The organism is Endozoicomonas sp. ALB091 (genome assembly GCF_049310265.1).
Lineage (GTDB): Bacteria > Pseudomonadota > Gammaproteobacteria > Pseudomonadales > Endozoicomonadaceae > Endozoicomonas.
In genome coordinates this window covers 801,313-815,749 of record NZ_JBLYNQ010000007.1, presented here as the reverse complement: position 1 = coordinate 815,749, position 14,437 = coordinate 801,313, and the positions used below count along the sequence as shown (strand labels likewise).

The following is a 14,437-nucleotide window of genomic DNA, read 5'->3' as shown; positions in this document are numbered from 1 at the left end:
ATAGTAGCACTATTGATACTGATTTCAATACCCCTAACAAGTCAAAAAAGTCAAAAGGAACTTAATGTTTCGGATAACCAGTAATATCCCGAATGGATTTATACAGCGGCTGCAGGCGTTTATAGATCTTTTTATAAACCTCATTGTACAAACGGTCATACAGCTGCATGGTTGGCAGGTCCGGCTCAAACACATCGCCTACCCGGGTCATTTTATCAATGGCTTCGTTATAGTCTTTATGAATGCCAAGGCCGACACAGCAGTTAATGGCTGCCCCAAGGCCGGAAGCTTCGTAGGTGTGTGGCCGTTCTGCCTCCATGCCAAAAATATTGGCCGTCAGTTGCATGGCGGCATCACTCTGGGATCCACCACCGGAGACCCGTAGCCGGGTGATCGGTGTGCCACTGCGTTTTTCAATCTGCTCTTTACCAGATCGCAGTTCGTAAGCCAGTCCTTCCAGAATCGCACGGTAAATATGCGCCCGTTTATGAACATCGCCAAAGCCAATAAAAGCGCCTTTGCCTTCAGGGCCGGGTTGACGTACGCCCGGGGACCAGTAAGGTTGCATCATCAAGCCCATTGAGCCCGGTGGTACCTGGGTTAACAGGGCATCGAAAAGCTGCTCGGGCTCTACACCCAACTCTTTTGCTTTACGCTGCTCGGCCTGGGCCAGCTCATTTTTAAACCAGCTGACCATCCAGAAGCCCCGATAAATCATCACCTCAGTGTTGTAACGCTTAGGCATCGCCGCTGTGTAGGGTGGAATAAAGGGAACTGTTTCAAAATATCGGGACGTTGTCGTACTGATGGTGGCTGTAGTGCCAAAACTCAAACAGCCAATATGAGGGTCAACACCGCCTGCGCCCAGGACTTCGCAGGCCTTGTCGGATGAGGCTGCGATCATTGGTAACCCCGCAGGCAGACCGGTATGCTCCGCAGCTTCAGCCGTAATATGACCTAACCGCTCGCCGGGTTGTACCAGTTCCGGCAACATGTGTCGTCTGGCGGCCAGCAGTTGCCATTTCAGATCGTGCTTGCCAGCCCATTTCTGACGGCGATAGTCATAGGGCAGATAACCGGCCACTGAACCACAGGCGTCTTTCATTTCGCCAGTCAGTTGATAGGTCAGGTAGCCGGATAAATTTACATAGTAACGGGTCTTCTGCCAGATATCGGGCTGATGTTGTATGATCCAGTTATCACGGGCTTTGGCGCGCAGATCTTCGATCAGGCTGGTCAGGCCGATGGTCTTGATTAACAGTCCCCAGAGGCCGCCAACGGGCTTTTCCGGTTCGGCTTTACGCTGATCCATCCAGACAATGGCGGGTCTCAAAGGCTTTTTATCTTCATCCAGGTTAATCATGGTGTAGCGCTGTGTGGTCAGTGCCATACCTTTGATCTGCCCGGGCGTTACAATGCCCTGGTCCCATAACGCTTTACAGGCTTTTCCAAGTTGCTGCCAATAGTAGTCAGGGTGCTGTTCTGCCCAGCCGGGGTGTTGTGAAAAATAGGCCTCCAGCGCAACTTTGCTTTTGGCGATCTCATTGCCGGCACTGTCAAATACCAGGGCCCGAATGCTCTGTGTGCCATTGTCGATGGCCAGCACATAGTCTGAATCACTCACTACACACTCACTTCTTGTTTCTTATTATCGAGTATCAGCGTTCTTGCGCCGTTTCGGAATACTGTAATAAGTGTTCCAGATGGATTGATAACGGGTGACTTCCTGTTGCCAATGCTGTTCGCTCCAATCCAGTTCTTCCTGGCAGATGGTCTTGATTCTGTCGGCAAAAATCAGGCCTCCCTGTTCCAGCAGCAAGCCCAGGCGGGTACGGCGGAGTAGAAGATCATCCAGGTGCACAACGGCTTCATTGCCGGCCGACCAGCGCAACTCGGCCCAGAGGGCACGGGCACCGGGAATAACGTCCTGTTCATCGGGTTGGATCTGTGTCAGTAAACGATCAGCGTCCATGCCGTAATGGCCCCGGATACGTTTCTTTAAATAGTCCGGCAGCTTGTTAAACAGAGAACTATCAGGCTCGTATTGAGTAAACATATCCGCGCCGGTATCACTGAAATCAACGCCGGGCAGGTACTCTTCAGCTGCTTTTAATACATCCAGGGCAATCAGCCGGAAGGTGGTCAGCTTGCCCCCACTGACGGTCACCAGCCCGTTATCGTTCCAGATACTGTGGTCACGTTTTTCTTTTGACGGGTTCAGTGTCCCGGAGCTGACCAGCGGGCGTACACCGGCCCATGAAGATATAATATCCTGTTCGGTTAACCCGGCTTTCGGGAACTGGGCGCAGGCGGCTTGCATCAGGTATTCCAGTTCATCACGGGTCATGGCTACTTCATGGTTGCCAATAACGCCGTTGTCCAGGTCGGTTGTCCCGACCACGGTTCTGCCTTCCCAGGGGTAAATAAATATGGGTCGTTTATCATCCGGGTGCATGGCGGTGTATGACTGAGCCACCGGCAGTCGCCAGCCGGGTACGACAATATGGCTGCCACGGGCCGGGCGAATATGCTGCTCTGAGGTCATCTCACCCCGAAGTTGATCACCCCAGGCACCTGTGGCATTGATCACCACTTTGGCTTTCACCGGCATTACCTGACCGGTTTCGGTATCCTTCAGTTGAGCACCCGTCACCTGACCATTGTGTTTAATCAGCGCATCGACACCAACATAATTTATTACCGTAGCACCGTCTTTCTGAGCTTCGCGCAAAACCCGGATAACCAGGCGTGAGTCGTCGGTAATGGCATCGGCAAACTGGGTGGCACCGAGCAGCTTGTGCGCATTAATGAGTGGGCTCAGGTTTTCAACGTCGTGTGATTTATGAAATTTACGGTAACGCTTACCGGCAAAAAAATCATAAATACGCAGCAGAATATTGAAGACCAGCGGCCCTGGAAACCCACCTTTGTAATGGGCCATCAGATAGCCCATTTGATCAACAAGGCCGGGAGCCTCTTTCATCAGGCGTTCCCGTTCGGAAACTGAGTGCATGGTGGTTTTGATATCGCCGGAAGCGATGTAGCGTAGGCCGCCATGGATCATTTTTGATGAACGGCTGGAGGTTCCCCAGGCGAAATCCTGACGATCAACCAGCAGCACCTTCAGGCCCCGGCGTGCCGCTTCACGGGCAATGCCAGCACCGGTGATGCCGCCACCGGCCACAACGATATCCCATTCTTTGTCAGTATTGTTTTTTAACGCTTCCAGTAACTGATTCCGGTTACCTGTCTGCCAGGATTTCTGCCACATGGGTTGGGTACCTGATTAATTCAACTTATTCGCTGTCCCGGAGTAACACGCCGGGGTTCAGTCGTTTGTCCGGGTCAAAGTCATGCACCAGGGTGGCAATCATCCGCATCCCCAGCTCACCTTTTTCTGTCGGCATATAAGGCGCGTGGTCACGGCCAGTGCCATGCTGGTGGGAAATGGTGGCATAGCCTTGGGCAATCACTTCAGAGGTTTTGGCCTTCAGTTTTTTCCAGCGTGCCAGAGTGGCTTCGTAGCTGTCAGCGCAGCGGAAGAAATAGGTGGTATAGATACTCGACCCCTGACCGTAGATATGGGAGAGGTGAGTGAATGCCATGACATTTTCCCCTTCATCCTTTAAGGCGTTTTCCAGGCTCGCTTCCATCTGATGCATCAGGCTGTCTACATTCTCCCAATCGGTGGAGGTCTCCAGTGTATCGACTGCTATGCCCCGTGCCCAGGTGGTTTCCCGCAGATAAGGGAATTTGAAACGGCCATGTGCCCAGATGGTGCCCATGATATTGGCCAGTGCACCACCAACACCGCCATGTTTTTTCAGAATCTTGCCCAGCTGTTTCAGGGCTACTTTATTTTGGTATTCAGAGCCGGTCACGCCAAAGGTCAGCATGCAGCGATTGTCGTCCAGCCCGCGAAAACGCAGATAGCCATCCAGCAGTTTGAACTGTGTCAGTGAGGTACCAAGATGAGCGTGGGCGCGGGCCTCTTTAGCGTTGCTGACCCGCATCATGGAGAGCGGGATCTTCTGCTGTGCAACTTCCCGGGCGACGGCTTTACCTGCCTGCCAGTTTGGCATAAAGCAGACCATAAACTTTTCTTCTTCTGCTGCACGTTGTACGCGTACTTTCACTTCGGTAAAGATACCCAGGCGGCCTTCGGTGCCCATGGTGAGCTCACGAATGTCCGGCCCTGCGGAAGAGGCGGGAATCGAAGGAATATCCAGTGTGCCCTGCAGGGTTTCCATACGGCCACCGGCAAACATCTGTTCAATACGGCCGTAACGGAGTGACTGTTGGCCTGAAGAGCGGGAGGCGATCCAGCCGCCAATGGTGGACAGTTCCCAGGATTGGGGATAGTGCCCAAGGGTATAACCCCGTGCCTGCAGCTGTGCTTCAACCTGTGGTCCGGGAGTCCCTGCACCAAAGGTGGCAATCTGGCTCTCTTCATTCAGATCCATTAACTGGTTCATGTGACCCATATCAATGGTCAAAATGGCTCTGGTATTTTTCTGTGGCGTGATGTGTCCGGCAACGGATGTTCCACCGCCATAGGGAATCACAATAAAATCGTGCCGGACCGCAAGGGCAAGAAGTTCGCGAACCTGTGCACTGGTTTCCGGATAGGCGACACCGTCCGGAAAAACCCCAAAATCACCACTGCGCATGGCCAGCCAGTCCGGAAAGCTCTGGCCACGGGCATGGCGAACCCGATCTTCTGCAGCAGTGACAATCAGTGGATGTTCAGGCAGACGGGACGCTGGTACCCTGGCTATCACACTCTCCAGGGTGGCATCTTTCAAGGGGGTCGGTTCGCCGATAATACGGCGAATCAATGCATCCCCATGGTCGGAGACTTCCTTAACGTAACTCTCATCACCCCAGCCATTCCAACGGCGCATGGTCTACCCCTGTTCTTTTTATTCTGCTAATGCGCATAACTGCCATATAGAGCCAGGAAGCAGCTAACGCTTATAAACTGACGACGGTGTCTGTTTTTAGAGTTGCTAATGTAGCAAGTTGGGTTGTTATATTTCAACAATCAGTAAGGAACAAACCATACAATATCGTTAATGACAAAGACTCCAATGTTTATGATTGAGTGGAGGGGTAAGCTTAACACCAGGCCTTAAACAGGAATGTTAAGTGCCATCAACCCCAACGCCCATTGGCCGATGACCTGTTACAACCTCTAACTCAGGGCCATCCAATGAATGAACTGATTACTTCACTTCAGGCAACTCCCCCTTCAACCTGGCAAATCCTCTCTTTGTGTGCCCTGGCTTTTGCCCTGTTTATGTCATTGATACCTGGCAAATGGGACCCCACCCGTTTTATCAATGATAAGGTGAAACATGTGCTCACCTTTATGGTGCTCTCTCTGCTGATCGATCTGGCATTTCCAGCGGCCAGCGTCTGCTGGTGGAAACCGGCAGGGCTGATGGCGTTTGGCGTGTTTATCGAGGTCTGTCAGCACATGACCCGTTATCGCCGTTTCAGTTTTGGCGATATTATTGCCAATGGGGTGGGTATCGGGCTTTATATGGGGATCAGTCTCGGTATCCCTGCATTGGTCGCCTCTGAAGGTGGCTGCCAGCCCTGGCCTGAATGTATGAGTGTGTTGTTTAACCTTTAGCCATTGAAAAAGTGAACCTGGTCCTTGAGCAGGGCCAGCCACCTGTTTCTGTGACCATAAGCTGACAAGGCTTGGTCAGCATGGATTTGCCATTGTTTTCCTGGTCTAAAGTCTGCAAAATCACCGGGCATCGGTTTAAATGAATCAACAATAAAAATGCACAACGGCTATTTTGATGTTTGAACTTATTGGATTGGTAAGCACCGTTTTATGTTGTCTATTGCTTCTTTCTATCGCAATCTGCCAGGGCGTCCATTTAAAAAGAAGTGCACTTCGCCTGCCCGAGGCCAGTGGTAAACGGCTGCAGGCCAGAGGCTCGGATTTTTCAATTGTTCATGTGGGTGAAAGCCCTGTCGCCGGGGTGGGGGTGGCAGAGATAAGACAGGGGCTGACCCACCAGGTTATCAGGAACCTGACTCAGGATCGGGGTGTGGAGTTTGATTGGGAAATACTGGCAAAAAATGGTGCCAGAGTGTTCGACTCATTAACCTTTGAGGCGACCATTAAAGAACCGGATCTGTTGATCATCAGCTTTGGCGTCAATGATACGACCAGATTTACCTCAGGCTCGGAATTCAATAAACATATGCAGGCGTGTGTCCATCGCTTTGCTTCCGACAATACCAGGGTATTTATCACATCAATTCCAAAGATCAACCGGTTTCCCCTGATTCCAGCCCCATTAAGCTGGTTGTTGGGAGCAAAGGCCTACTTGCTGGACAGACAGTTGCAGAAGCTTTGCCAGCAGGAGGATTGGACGTATATCCACAGTGGCACGAATCCTGACGCTTCGTTGATGGCGGAAGATGGTTATCACCCTAATGAGTCAGGGTGTCAGGTCTGGGCAGGAATCATTGCGGACAAGATAATAGATACCCGAAGCCACAGGGTTTAACGACTAATTAATTGCCAGGTATTGATACGTATCAATATGCGTATTGATAATTTGTCTAATAATCAGCCTGTTGATTGGTCATTGACTGTCACGATTCTGTCATCTTTTCAGTGTTAATCTGCCCTTGTTGATGGCATTAACAACACCAATAAAAGTGATCGTGCACAGTCAAAATTAAGAACGGAAACTATCATCAGCAATGTTGAGAATTGAGAAATATACGCTCAGAGATGGGCAGGCAGGTTGGCAGGCGCATCTGGTAAAACCTGATTGTTCGAAAATACACGAAACTCGTCGTTTTAGCTATTCAGACTACGGCGACCTTGCATTTCAGGAAGCATTAGACTGGCTTGAGCGTCAGTACTATCAGCCCGTTGCCAATGATTCCAGTGATCAATGCCCGGTGCTGGCCAGAAACGAATCACACTGAGTTTTTTATCTTCAGGGAATGGAGTGTTTGCTATGGATGGCAACTTTTACCGGGAGAAAGAAAAAGCATTTCGCCACAAATCTTCAGCTCTTGCCTTGCATTGCTAATTTTTACCAGTCAGGTAGAGTTGGAAGCGCGTATAAGCAAATATATATTGCCTGAAAAAAAGGGGGTAGCGACATGTCCCGGACAATAAAAGGCTTGATAACGGCTATTATGGCAACAGTATTGTTGCAGACCAATACTGCGGCTGCAGCCCAGAATGATAACCATGTCTACGCCGGGTTGGGCTGGACCGTAAAGCATGGCTGGATACCCTCAGCCATTATCGGAGTTCGTAGCGTCGATGTGGATGGTATTAAGGATGTAACCGGTGTTGATCTTTCCCTCTCTTATCACTTCACCGATGGCTTTGATAAGTTCCTCCTGAAAGGTGTTCGGGGTGAGATTGACTGGCAGGCGGAATTAGGCGCTGGCTATGATTTTCAGGGACAGTCTCTGCTGGTGATCGGTGGTGTGCAGGGTCGTCTGGTTAATTATTCTGTGGATGTCTCTCTGAATGGTGATATTGATGCTGGCCTGACAATCAATAGCATTGATAAATATGACTGGGAGCCATAGTTATTAAATTGACCATAAAAACCTCAATGGCAGTTGACGGCGTTCGGAAAATAGGGATAATACGCCTCCACTGGCTCAGCGCAACGTCGGTTGCAGTAGCGGTGAGTTAACGGGGTATAGCGCAGTCTGGTAGCGCGCCTGCTTTGGGAGCAGGATGTCGGGAGTTCGAATCTCTCTACCCCGACCAGATCAGGTAAAGCCCATGCTCTTGAGTATGGGCTTTTTTGTTGCCTGAAGTATATTCCGCAGCTAATTTGCGGAAATCACCACTGTAAAAAGATGGGTGGTTTGCTAAAGTATCAAGCGTTCCGGTATGGCGGTGTTTCAGGAAGTATCACTGTCCATGATGTCCGGAACACTGTTTTTATTCATAACCTGGTTATGAATTTCGGGGTATAGCGCAGTCTGGTAGCGCGCCTGCTTTGGGAGCAGGATGTCGGGAGTTCGAATCTCTCTACCCCGACCAGATTTGTTTTTTTATTGGCCAGCATCATGCTGGCTTTTTTTTTTATTTTCAGAGATGTCGCCTGAATTTTAAGCCATCAGTTGTTCTATCATATTCACTTCATCATCCGTCAGTGGCGTCTGCAAACAATTCAGATCCTGTTGCATGTGTTTTGTATCACTGGTGCCTGTTAAGACAATCATCCCCATTTTTAATGCTGCCTGAAAAATGACCTGTGGTCCGGTTAATCCTGTCCTCTTCATAATGGTCTGACATTCAGGCATTGCCAACAGTTGGGTGTTGGCTGTCAGTAACGAAAACCCCTGGTAAAGAATGTTATGTCGATGGCATAGCGCACGGATATTGGCGTCCCATCCGGTTCTGGCAAAGCAGCGGTTCTGCACCAGCATGGGCTTGATCGCCGCATGGTGGTTCAGGAGCTCCAGCTGTTGGTGATTTACATTGCTGACCCCCAGAAGTTTGATTTGGCCGGACCGATAGAAGCCTTCCATTGCTTCCCAGACGGCAAAGTCCCGGTCACTGAGTCCATGTGGCCGGGATGGACCATGCAGCAGATAAGCATCAAGGTAATCCGTGTTCAAGTGCTCCAATGATGAGAGAAGGGACTGCTCAACCTGAGTTTTGGTATCGGCTTCAGGATGGTAGGGCAGACGGTTGTCCTGTCCTTCAGCGTAGGTAAATTTCGTTTGCAGGAAGAGGTCTTCACGGCACTTGCCACTGGTTTGGTAAAAGTTCTGCAGAGCTTCCCCAACCCCTTGCTCAAAATAATGTTTGCGCTGATTGGCGGTGTCTATGGCTGTGAAACCGTTATTCAGGGCTTTCAGTGTCAGCTCGGAGGTGGCCTGTTCTTTCCAGGCCGTGCCATAGATAAAACGGGGAACACGGGTATCGTGCAGCGTAAACGGATGGGTTTCCTGTTGTTCGGTCATCTCCTTGCCTCCCCTGGAAATTATTGGCGATATTATGACTTGTCTGGATTCGGTTCAAGCCGCTTCCCTAATACGGGTGAAATGACGTTATAAATATCCCTTGCTACACTGTAAAAAAAGGAGTTTTTTGCATGTACAGGGAGCGTAGTTTTGCCCAAGATATCTTCTGCTGTAAAAATACCAAGGGTGCCTGAGCCGGTAGAAGGAATTCAGGTCAATTGCTGCCAGAACCCCATCTGCAAAAACTTCCAGATTCCCCCATCCATCCCCGACCCCGAAAAAGTACGTCGAAACACTGATGACCAATACCGGGTAAGTGGCTCAGCAATGGTGAAGAAGTCGGCGTAACCTGCTGTACCACAAACCACGAATAGCCCAACTGCTGCCGATGCTCCGCCCGCTGCCCAATCACCACACGCCACGGTTCCGCGTAGGCAGAGTTCAAATAATAATGAGCAACTTGTGCGGCAAGCAGCCTGGTGCGCACATGCCGGGTTTGTTTGGCGGTATTTCCGTCAGTCAGCACCAACATGGCAGCAGTAGCAGAAAAAATAACCAAAGCCACCATCACTTCCATCAGCGTGAGCCCTTTGTGCTTACTCCATGATTGCAACATCAGATAACCCGTCGCTGCCTATAGTGATACGCTTGGCATCACCAGAGCCTGAGATACTTAATTGAAAAGGCGTCACCTGTCGGTCACGAAAGAAAACCAGATCAGGGATAACGGCTTCGCCAGTGTTAACTGGCTCCTGGAAATGGCTCACGCTCAAACGGACCAACAGATTTTCCGGTAGGCGGTATGGCTGAAAAGAGGGTTCTGCAACAGGCTGTCAGCGCATACGATTGTCATTAAGCTGCCACCACCGATAAAGATTCCCATCGTCAATCGACAACCCCAGCTCACGGTTTTGCGCCACCGCTTGATCCCTGGCGCTGGTCATCATCACGATCAGCCGCTGCGCCTGGGCAGCGGGTAAATTTTCATGGTGGTTCTGAAGCCGATTGATTAAGGTAAGGCTGAGTAAGACACCCGTAATCACAACCACACCAGTAGCTCGATGAGAGTGAATCCTTTCTGGCCTGTTGATTCTGAACAGCCCGGTATCATAGTGACATCTTTACGTTATTATCATTACTTTGTCGTTCAAGCAGTTATGGTAATGCATCCTGCATGCGGGTAACACCGGCAAATTCACTCTCCATAGCAAACACTGAAGTTCTGAGACTCAATACTCAGCACTGGCAGCCTGCCAACCAATGAAAAAGCGACCCAATGAAACTTCACAACCCTGAACACCAAATCGAATATGGTCTATAATCAGTCTATTAATAGACCATTAAAGGAAAAGTCCATGGAAACCCAGACGTTAAGCTACCTGAAGCAAAATGCCGCCAAACTCAATGTGGATGATGGCCCGCTGAGAATCACCCAGCATGGCTTGCCGGTTTATCGAATCTACTCCGAACAGGAAGCCAAAATGCGGGATGAAGCCATTGCCCTGCTTAAGCTGGTCAATCGGGCAGAACGAGACATACGCCAGGGCGAAACCCTATCCACGGAAGAGGCGATCCAGAGATTACGTAATGAATGAGCCGGTCATCGTAACAATCACTGAAACCGGTTTTCAAACCCTCAGTCTGTTAAAAGGCTATATGAGTGCTTTTTTTGAGGAAGAAGAGTTAAACGCACTGTTGACTGAGCTACTTATCAACACAGAACAGCGGATAAAAGAAGTTGCTATACGCCCGGTATGCCCGGAACTGGCACTGATTGGCATCCACGACTACTGGCAACTGAACCTGATGCAGAACTACAAAGTGATTTATCGTTTTGATGAATCAACAGGGACGGCATTCATCATTGCTTTCATGAGGCAAAAACAAAGTGCTGAAAAACTATTGGTGGATCTGGCGTTGATGTGAAGGAAGAAAGGCTTCCATGCCGAACATGGAAGCGATACTCAGGGTGCTTTATTTCATCTCTAAAGCCACAACTTTTTCTAGCTCGTAACTGTCACTGGAGTCAACAATTACAGTAACTAGTGCCCCCCCCTTGAACCAATAATGTGGAACGTATATTTCTCATACGCAGATTTTTCAGGAGATGCATGTACACTAATTTTTTCTTTTAATTTAGCCGCCGCATTTTCACCAACCAGGCGCATAACCTCTTGTTTGCTGAGCACCCACAGCTGGATACTTTCTCTCTTTGGATCATTATCAAGCGAGTATCTAACCAAAGCTTGAAAGCCAGCGACTAGCAAGAATAAAACAATAACAATTTTTACTTTGCCAGTAATAACAGGTAATTTTACCAATTTGAGTAACTCCCAATTTCTACACCTGCAGATACGCCCAGCCGTGCACCAAGTCCCATGGTATTGTTACCATCAATTCCGCCCCAATCAGACCTTTGCGTGAACCACCCTCCAACTGGTGTTGTAATAGCATTCCCACTGGTAGCTGACGCAGTAACACCTCGGCTCACAGGCCCATATCCAACTCCAGCAGAAGCAGTAAAAGAAGTTCTTGCAATATAGCCAGAACCACATGCTTCAGAATGTGGCGAAGGTGTGCCATATGGATCAATAGAGGCTCCTCCTCCAATACCTACTCCAAGCCTTCCTGTAACTTCCAGAGTTCCACCAGAGTAGGCAACATTAACGCCACCTCCAATGCCTAAATAGGCCTCAACACCAAAGGACCACAAGCCATATAAATCCACTTGTGAAATCGGGTTTGCTAATCCATAAACAAATAAATTCACACCACCCAGTAACCCAATCGGATCACTCTGCACATACCGCCCACTGCCCGGCGCATAATCCCTGAACCGGTTGTAATACAACCCACTCTCACCATCCGCATACTGGCCGGGGAAGCGGATATTGAACCCAAGGCTTTCACCACGGGTGATATCTGCCACGCCATAAGGTGAGAGGCTGGTTGCCCGGGCGGTGCTGCCTGCCTGATCGGTCATGGCTCTGGGAGTGGACAGCTGGTCTGCATGCACATCATACACACCCTCCGTCGTTTTGTACTGCAATGGTGCAAAACCCAGGGCATAACGGTACTGTTTGGTCAGTGTATCGTTACTGTCGTATTCCGCAACAATACTGTTACCCTGCCACTGGAAGCGAGTCGCTGTGCCGTTAACGGTTTTCAGCACCCGGCGGCCTAACGCATCGTGAGCGTATTCAGCGATGGTGGCTGGCGTAGTGGCACCGGCAGCGAAGGCTTCAAACCGCACCAGACGACCACGGTGGTTGTAGCCAAAGGTTTCGTAGCGGTTGTCCGCCTTGCTGATTTTCTTCACCAGGTTGCCAGCGGCGTCGTACTGATAGGTATGGGTGCTGTCTTCCAGTAATTTGTTGAAGGCGTCGTATTGTTGTCCGGCTTCCTGCCGGTTGCCTAATGCATCGTACTGGTAGTTATAGGTTTCTGCACCGTGGGTTGCGCTGACCAGCCGGTCGATGGCGTCGTACTGGTAAGACCACTGGGCACCGTCGCCAGTTCGCTGAGTAAGCAGGCCGTTACTGTTGTATTCATAGCCGTAGTCGATACCGGCCACATCGGTGTAGTTCTGGCGGGTCAGCTGGCCTGCGGCGTCGTAATCCCAGTTGCTGGTGCGACCATTGGGGTAATTGATGCCTTTCATCTGACCAATGGCGTCCCAGTTAAAGGTGTGGGTACCATCGGGGCTGGTCATGCCCGCTATCAAGCCACGTTTGTCCCAGGCATAGCTGAGGGTTTCCCCGGCGATGGTTTGTTCCACCGGTTCGCTCTCGGCATTGTATTGCAGGGCAATGGTTCTGCCGTCGGCGGTTTCCTGAAGGGTACGCCCGGCCTTGTCGTAGCTCCAGCTCAGCTGGCTTTCGGGGTTGGTGGCGCTGAGCATGCGACCGTTGGCATCGTAGGTGTATTGGGTGATTTCTCCCTGAGCATTGATCCGGATCAGTCGCTTGGCCGCGTCGTATTGATAGGTGGTTTCAATACCCCGTGGGTCGGTGCTGCTGGCTAGCAGGTTGTCCGCCCGGTAGGTGCGGGTGATGGCGCTGCCATCGGGGCGGGTTTCGCTGATCTGCCTGCCGTACTGGTCATACTGGAATGCAGTAACACCCCCGGCGGCATCCGTAACGGTAAGCAGGCGGCCTGCGGCATCGTAGCTGAACTTTGTCGTCTGGTTGAGTGCGTCAGTAGCGGCAACGACCCGGTCCAGTTCGTCGTAAACGACGGTGGATGACTGGCCATCGGGGCGCAGGGTTTTCACCGGCCTGCCCAGATCATCGTACTGAATACGAGTGGTGCGGCCCAGTGGGTCGGTGGCACTGAGCATTAATCCCCGTGCATTCCATGCCATGGTGGCGGTGTTGCCGAGGGCGTCTTTGAGTAGGATAGCCGGTATCAGACCACTTCATTTGCGTCACCGCTCCAGATGAGTCTGTCATCGTTATCAGGTTACCTGAATCATCATAGGTAAAAAGAGAGGCCCTGCCGCTGGGGGAGGTTACCTTCACAGGCCACGGCTTATCGCCTTTATACTCAAGCTGCGTCGTTTGCTCATATGGATTGACAGCACTGAGCTTTCTGCCTAATGCATCAAACTGGCTTGACCAGTGGTTACCAGCAGCGTCGGTGAGCTTCTGCTGATAGCCATTGCTGTTGTATTCGCGGAGTACAGATTGCCCCATAGGGTTGGTATCAGTGACAATTTGACCATGGCTATCGTACACAAAAGTCCAGGCACTTTTCAGGCTATCAGTTTTGGTGACACGACTGCTCCTGCCATCATAGTTATACGAGTATCGGTTTGCACCCTCAGTATAGGAGCTTACCTTATGCCCATTATAAGTAACCTCTGTGACAACTACACCGCTGGCATCGGTGATCCGGGTAAGCTGGTGCCATTTCTGCGGATCAGTCGAAATCAGGTAATCCTTGTAATCGTACTTTCTTACACCGCCGACGGGATCAGTGACTGACACCAGGTTACCGATGGCATCATAGTCATATACCCATTGTCGTCCAGAGTGATCACCCACGGTGGCGACTCGCCCATTTAACCCATAGGTTAAGTTGAGGCTCCGGCCATGGGTATCGCCAATTTGAGTCAGACGATCTTCATCATCATAGCGGTACAGTACTTCTTTTTTATTGGCATCCCGTCTGGCGACAAGCCTTCCGACCGGGTCAAATTCGGCACTGCTGCCGTCCAGTTTTACCAGGCTGGCATTGCCATTTTCAAGCACTTCGATGGTGTCGAACTTTCCGGCTGGAGGCTGATAAATACCCTCGTCGCTGAGCTGCTGATTGGTTACAAAAAAACGATGAAATTCCCTCAAAACCAGTGTTTTTGTACGCAAAACAGTGCTTTTATTTCAAACTCCTTGAGAAAGGTCTCCGCCCCATCCTGGTAACCAATTGAAATATATGATGATTTTAGCAGCACAAAAAT

General features: G+C 50.5%; 16 protein-coding genes and 2 tRNA genes. 8 read left to right on the top strand and 10 right to left on the bottom strand.

The window, feature by feature from the left end; all coding sequences use genetic code 11:
• Positions 1-61: 61 nt before the first annotated feature.
• The 3 genes from ACO6UX_RS15410 to ACO6UX_RS15400 are packed head-to-tail and all read right to left on the bottom strand — an operon-like array spanning position 62 to position 4,904.
• Positions 62-1,624, bottom strand: coding sequence for an FGGY-family carbohydrate kinase (locus tag ACO6UX_RS15410; RefSeq protein ID WP_422449045.1), 1,563 nt, complete (start codon positions 1,622-1,624; stop codon positions 62-64).
• Positions 1,625-1,648: 24 nt separating this feature from the next.
• Complete coding sequence (locus ACO6UX_RS15405) at positions 1,649-3,271, bottom strand: glycerol-3-phosphate dehydrogenase/oxidase (RefSeq protein ID WP_422449043.1); 1,623 nt, start codon at positions 3,269-3,271, stop codon at positions 1,649-1,651.
• A gap of 25 nt (positions 3,272-3,296) precedes the next feature.
• Complete coding sequence (locus tag ACO6UX_RS15400; protein ID WP_422449041.1) at positions 3,297-4,904, bottom strand: FAD-binding oxidoreductase; 1,608 nt, start codon at positions 4,902-4,904, stop codon at positions 3,297-3,299.
• Between the two features lie 308 nt (positions 4,905-5,212).
• On the opposite strand from ACO6UX_RS15400, the gene ACO6UX_RS15395 reads away from it, so the two are divergent.
• From ACO6UX_RS15395 to ACO6UX_RS15370, 6 genes are all read left to right on the top strand, one after another.
• Positions 5,213-5,638, top strand: coding sequence for a VanZ family protein (locus ACO6UX_RS15395; RefSeq protein WP_422449039.1), 426 nt, complete (start codon positions 5,213-5,215; stop codon positions 5,636-5,638).
• A gap of 175 nt (positions 5,639-5,813) precedes the next feature.
• Positions 5,814-6,533 carry an SGNH/GDSL hydrolase family protein gene (locus tag ACO6UX_RS15390; protein WP_422449037.1) on the top strand — a complete coding sequence of 240 codons (720 nt, stop codon included), beginning with the start codon at positions 5,814-5,816 and terminating at the stop codon, positions 6,531-6,533.
• Between the two features lie 199 nt (positions 6,534-6,732).
• Entirely contained in the window at positions 6,733-6,963 is a 231-nt protein-coding gene (locus ACO6UX_RS15385; RefSeq protein WP_422449035.1) for a hypothetical protein, read from the top strand.
• Between the two features lie 180 nt (positions 6,964-7,143).
• Positions 7,144-7,584, top strand: coding sequence for a hypothetical protein (locus ACO6UX_RS15380; protein WP_422449033.1), 441 nt, complete (start codon positions 7,144-7,146; stop codon positions 7,582-7,584).
• A gap of 110 nt (positions 7,585-7,694) precedes the next feature.
• Positions 7,695-7,771: transfer RNA gene (locus ACO6UX_RS15375), tRNA-Pro, on the top strand.
• Positions 7,772-7,973: 202 nt separating this feature from the next.
• Positions 7,974-8,050 (top strand) — tRNA-Pro (locus tag ACO6UX_RS15370).
• A gap of 68 nt (positions 8,051-8,118) precedes the next feature.
• Here the strand turns inward: ACO6UX_RS15370 and ACO6UX_RS15365 are convergent.
• The 4 genes from ACO6UX_RS15365 to ACO6UX_RS15350 form a co-directional block, all read right to left on the bottom strand.
• A complete protein-coding gene (locus ACO6UX_RS15365; RefSeq protein ID WP_422449031.1) occupies positions 8,119-8,979 on the bottom strand; it encodes an aldo/keto reductase family protein in 861 nt (286 codons plus the stop codon).
• A 214-nt stretch (positions 8,980-9,193) separates the two neighbouring features.
• Positions 9,194-9,595, bottom strand: a complete 402-nt coding sequence (locus ACO6UX_RS15360) for a type II secretion system protein (protein ID WP_422449029.1) — start codon at positions 9,593-9,595, stop codon at positions 9,194-9,196.
• Positions 9,596-9,812: 217 nt separating this feature from the next.
• Positions 9,813-10,022 carry a hypothetical protein gene (locus ACO6UX_RS15355; protein WP_422449027.1) on the bottom strand — a complete coding sequence of 70 codons (210 nt, stop codon included), beginning with the start codon at positions 10,020-10,022 and terminating at the stop codon, positions 9,813-9,815.
• Positions 10,019-10,090 (bottom strand): type II secretion system protein, encoded by a 72-nt coding sequence (locus ACO6UX_RS15350; protein ID WP_422449565.1) that lies wholly within the window; start codon positions 10,088-10,090, stop codon positions 10,019-10,021. Before ACO6UX_RS15350 ends, ACO6UX_RS15355 begins: the two co-directional genes overlap by 4 nt.
• 244 nt (positions 10,091-10,334) lie before the next feature.
• Here ACO6UX_RS15350 and ACO6UX_RS15345 point away from each other — a divergent pair, with 244 nt between their 5' ends.
• On the top strand, positions 10,335-10,574 hold the full coding sequence (locus ACO6UX_RS15345; protein WP_422449025.1) for a hypothetical protein: 240 nt from the start codon (positions 10,335-10,337) through the stop codon (positions 10,572-10,574).
• A complete protein-coding gene (locus ACO6UX_RS15340; RefSeq protein ID WP_422449023.1) occupies positions 10,567-10,905 on the top strand; it encodes a hypothetical protein in 339 nt (112 codons plus the stop codon). The genes ACO6UX_RS15345 and ACO6UX_RS15340 overlap by 8 nt, the downstream gene beginning before the upstream one ends.
• 116 nt (positions 10,906-11,021) lie before the next feature.
• Here ACO6UX_RS15340 and ACO6UX_RS15335 read toward each other — a convergent pair whose 3' ends face one another.
• The 3 genes from ACO6UX_RS15335 to ACO6UX_RS15325 are packed head-to-tail and all read right to left on the bottom strand — an operon-like array spanning position 11,022 to position 14,345.
• On the bottom strand, positions 11,022-11,300 hold the full coding sequence (locus ACO6UX_RS15335; protein WP_422449021.1) for a hypothetical protein: 279 nt from the start codon (positions 11,298-11,300) through the stop codon (positions 11,022-11,024).
• The gene (locus tag ACO6UX_RS15330) at positions 11,294-13,342 is read right to left on the bottom strand and encodes an RHS repeat-associated core domain-containing protein (RefSeq protein WP_422449019.1); all 2,049 of its coding nucleotides are present in this window, start codon (positions 13,340-13,342) and stop codon (positions 11,294-11,296) included. Before ACO6UX_RS15330 ends, ACO6UX_RS15335 begins: the two co-directional genes overlap by 7 nt.
• Positions 13,266-14,345: a hypothetical protein gene (locus ACO6UX_RS15325; RefSeq protein WP_422449017.1), complete on the bottom strand. Its 1,080-nt coding sequence runs from the start codon at positions 14,343-14,345 to the stop codon at positions 13,266-13,268. Before ACO6UX_RS15325 ends, ACO6UX_RS15330 begins: the two co-directional genes overlap by 77 nt.
• Positions 14,346-14,437 lie beyond the last annotated feature (92 nt).

Bases quoted from the DNA above. Each gene is read 5' to 3' on its own strand.
- ACO6UX_RS15405 (WP_422449043.1), bottom strand. From the start codon at position 3,271: ATGTGGCAGAAATCCTGGCAGACAGGTAACCGGAATCAGTTACTGGAA.
- ACO6UX_RS15400 (WP_422449041.1), bottom strand. From the start codon at position 4,904: ATGCGCCGTTGGAATGGCTGGGGTGATGAGAGTTACGTTAAGGAAGTC.
- ACO6UX_RS15395 (WP_422449039.1), top strand. From the start codon at position 5,213: ATGAATGAACTGATTACTTCACTTCAGGCAACTCCCCCTTCAACCTGG.
- ACO6UX_RS15390 (WP_422449037.1), top strand. From the start codon at position 5,814: ATGTTTGAACTTATTGGATTGGTAAGCACCGTTTTATGTTGTCTATTG.
- ACO6UX_RS15385 (WP_422449035.1), top strand. From the start codon at position 6,733: ATGTTGAGAATTGAGAAATATACGCTCAGAGATGGGCAGGCAGGTTGG.
- ACO6UX_RS15380 (WP_422449033.1), top strand. From the start codon at position 7,144: ATGTCCCGGACAATAAAAGGCTTGATAACGGCTATTATGGCAACAGTA.
- ACO6UX_RS15365 (WP_422449031.1), bottom strand. From the start codon at position 8,979: ATGACCGAACAACAGGAAACCCATCCGTTTACGCTGCACGATACCCGT.
- ACO6UX_RS15360 (WP_422449029.1), bottom strand. From the start codon at position 9,595: ATGTTGCAATCATGGAGTAAGCACAAAGGGCTCACGCTGATGGAAGTG.
- ACO6UX_RS15345 (WP_422449025.1), top strand. From the start codon at position 10,335: ATGGAAACCCAGACGTTAAGCTACCTGAAGCAAAATGCCGCCAAACTC.
- ACO6UX_RS15340 (WP_422449023.1), top strand. From the start codon at position 10,567: ATGAATGAGCCGGTCATCGTAACAATCACTGAAACCGGTTTTCAAACC.
- ACO6UX_RS15330 (WP_422449019.1), bottom strand. From the start codon at position 13,342: ATGGCATGGAATGCACGGGGATTAATGCTCAGTGCCACCGACCCACTG.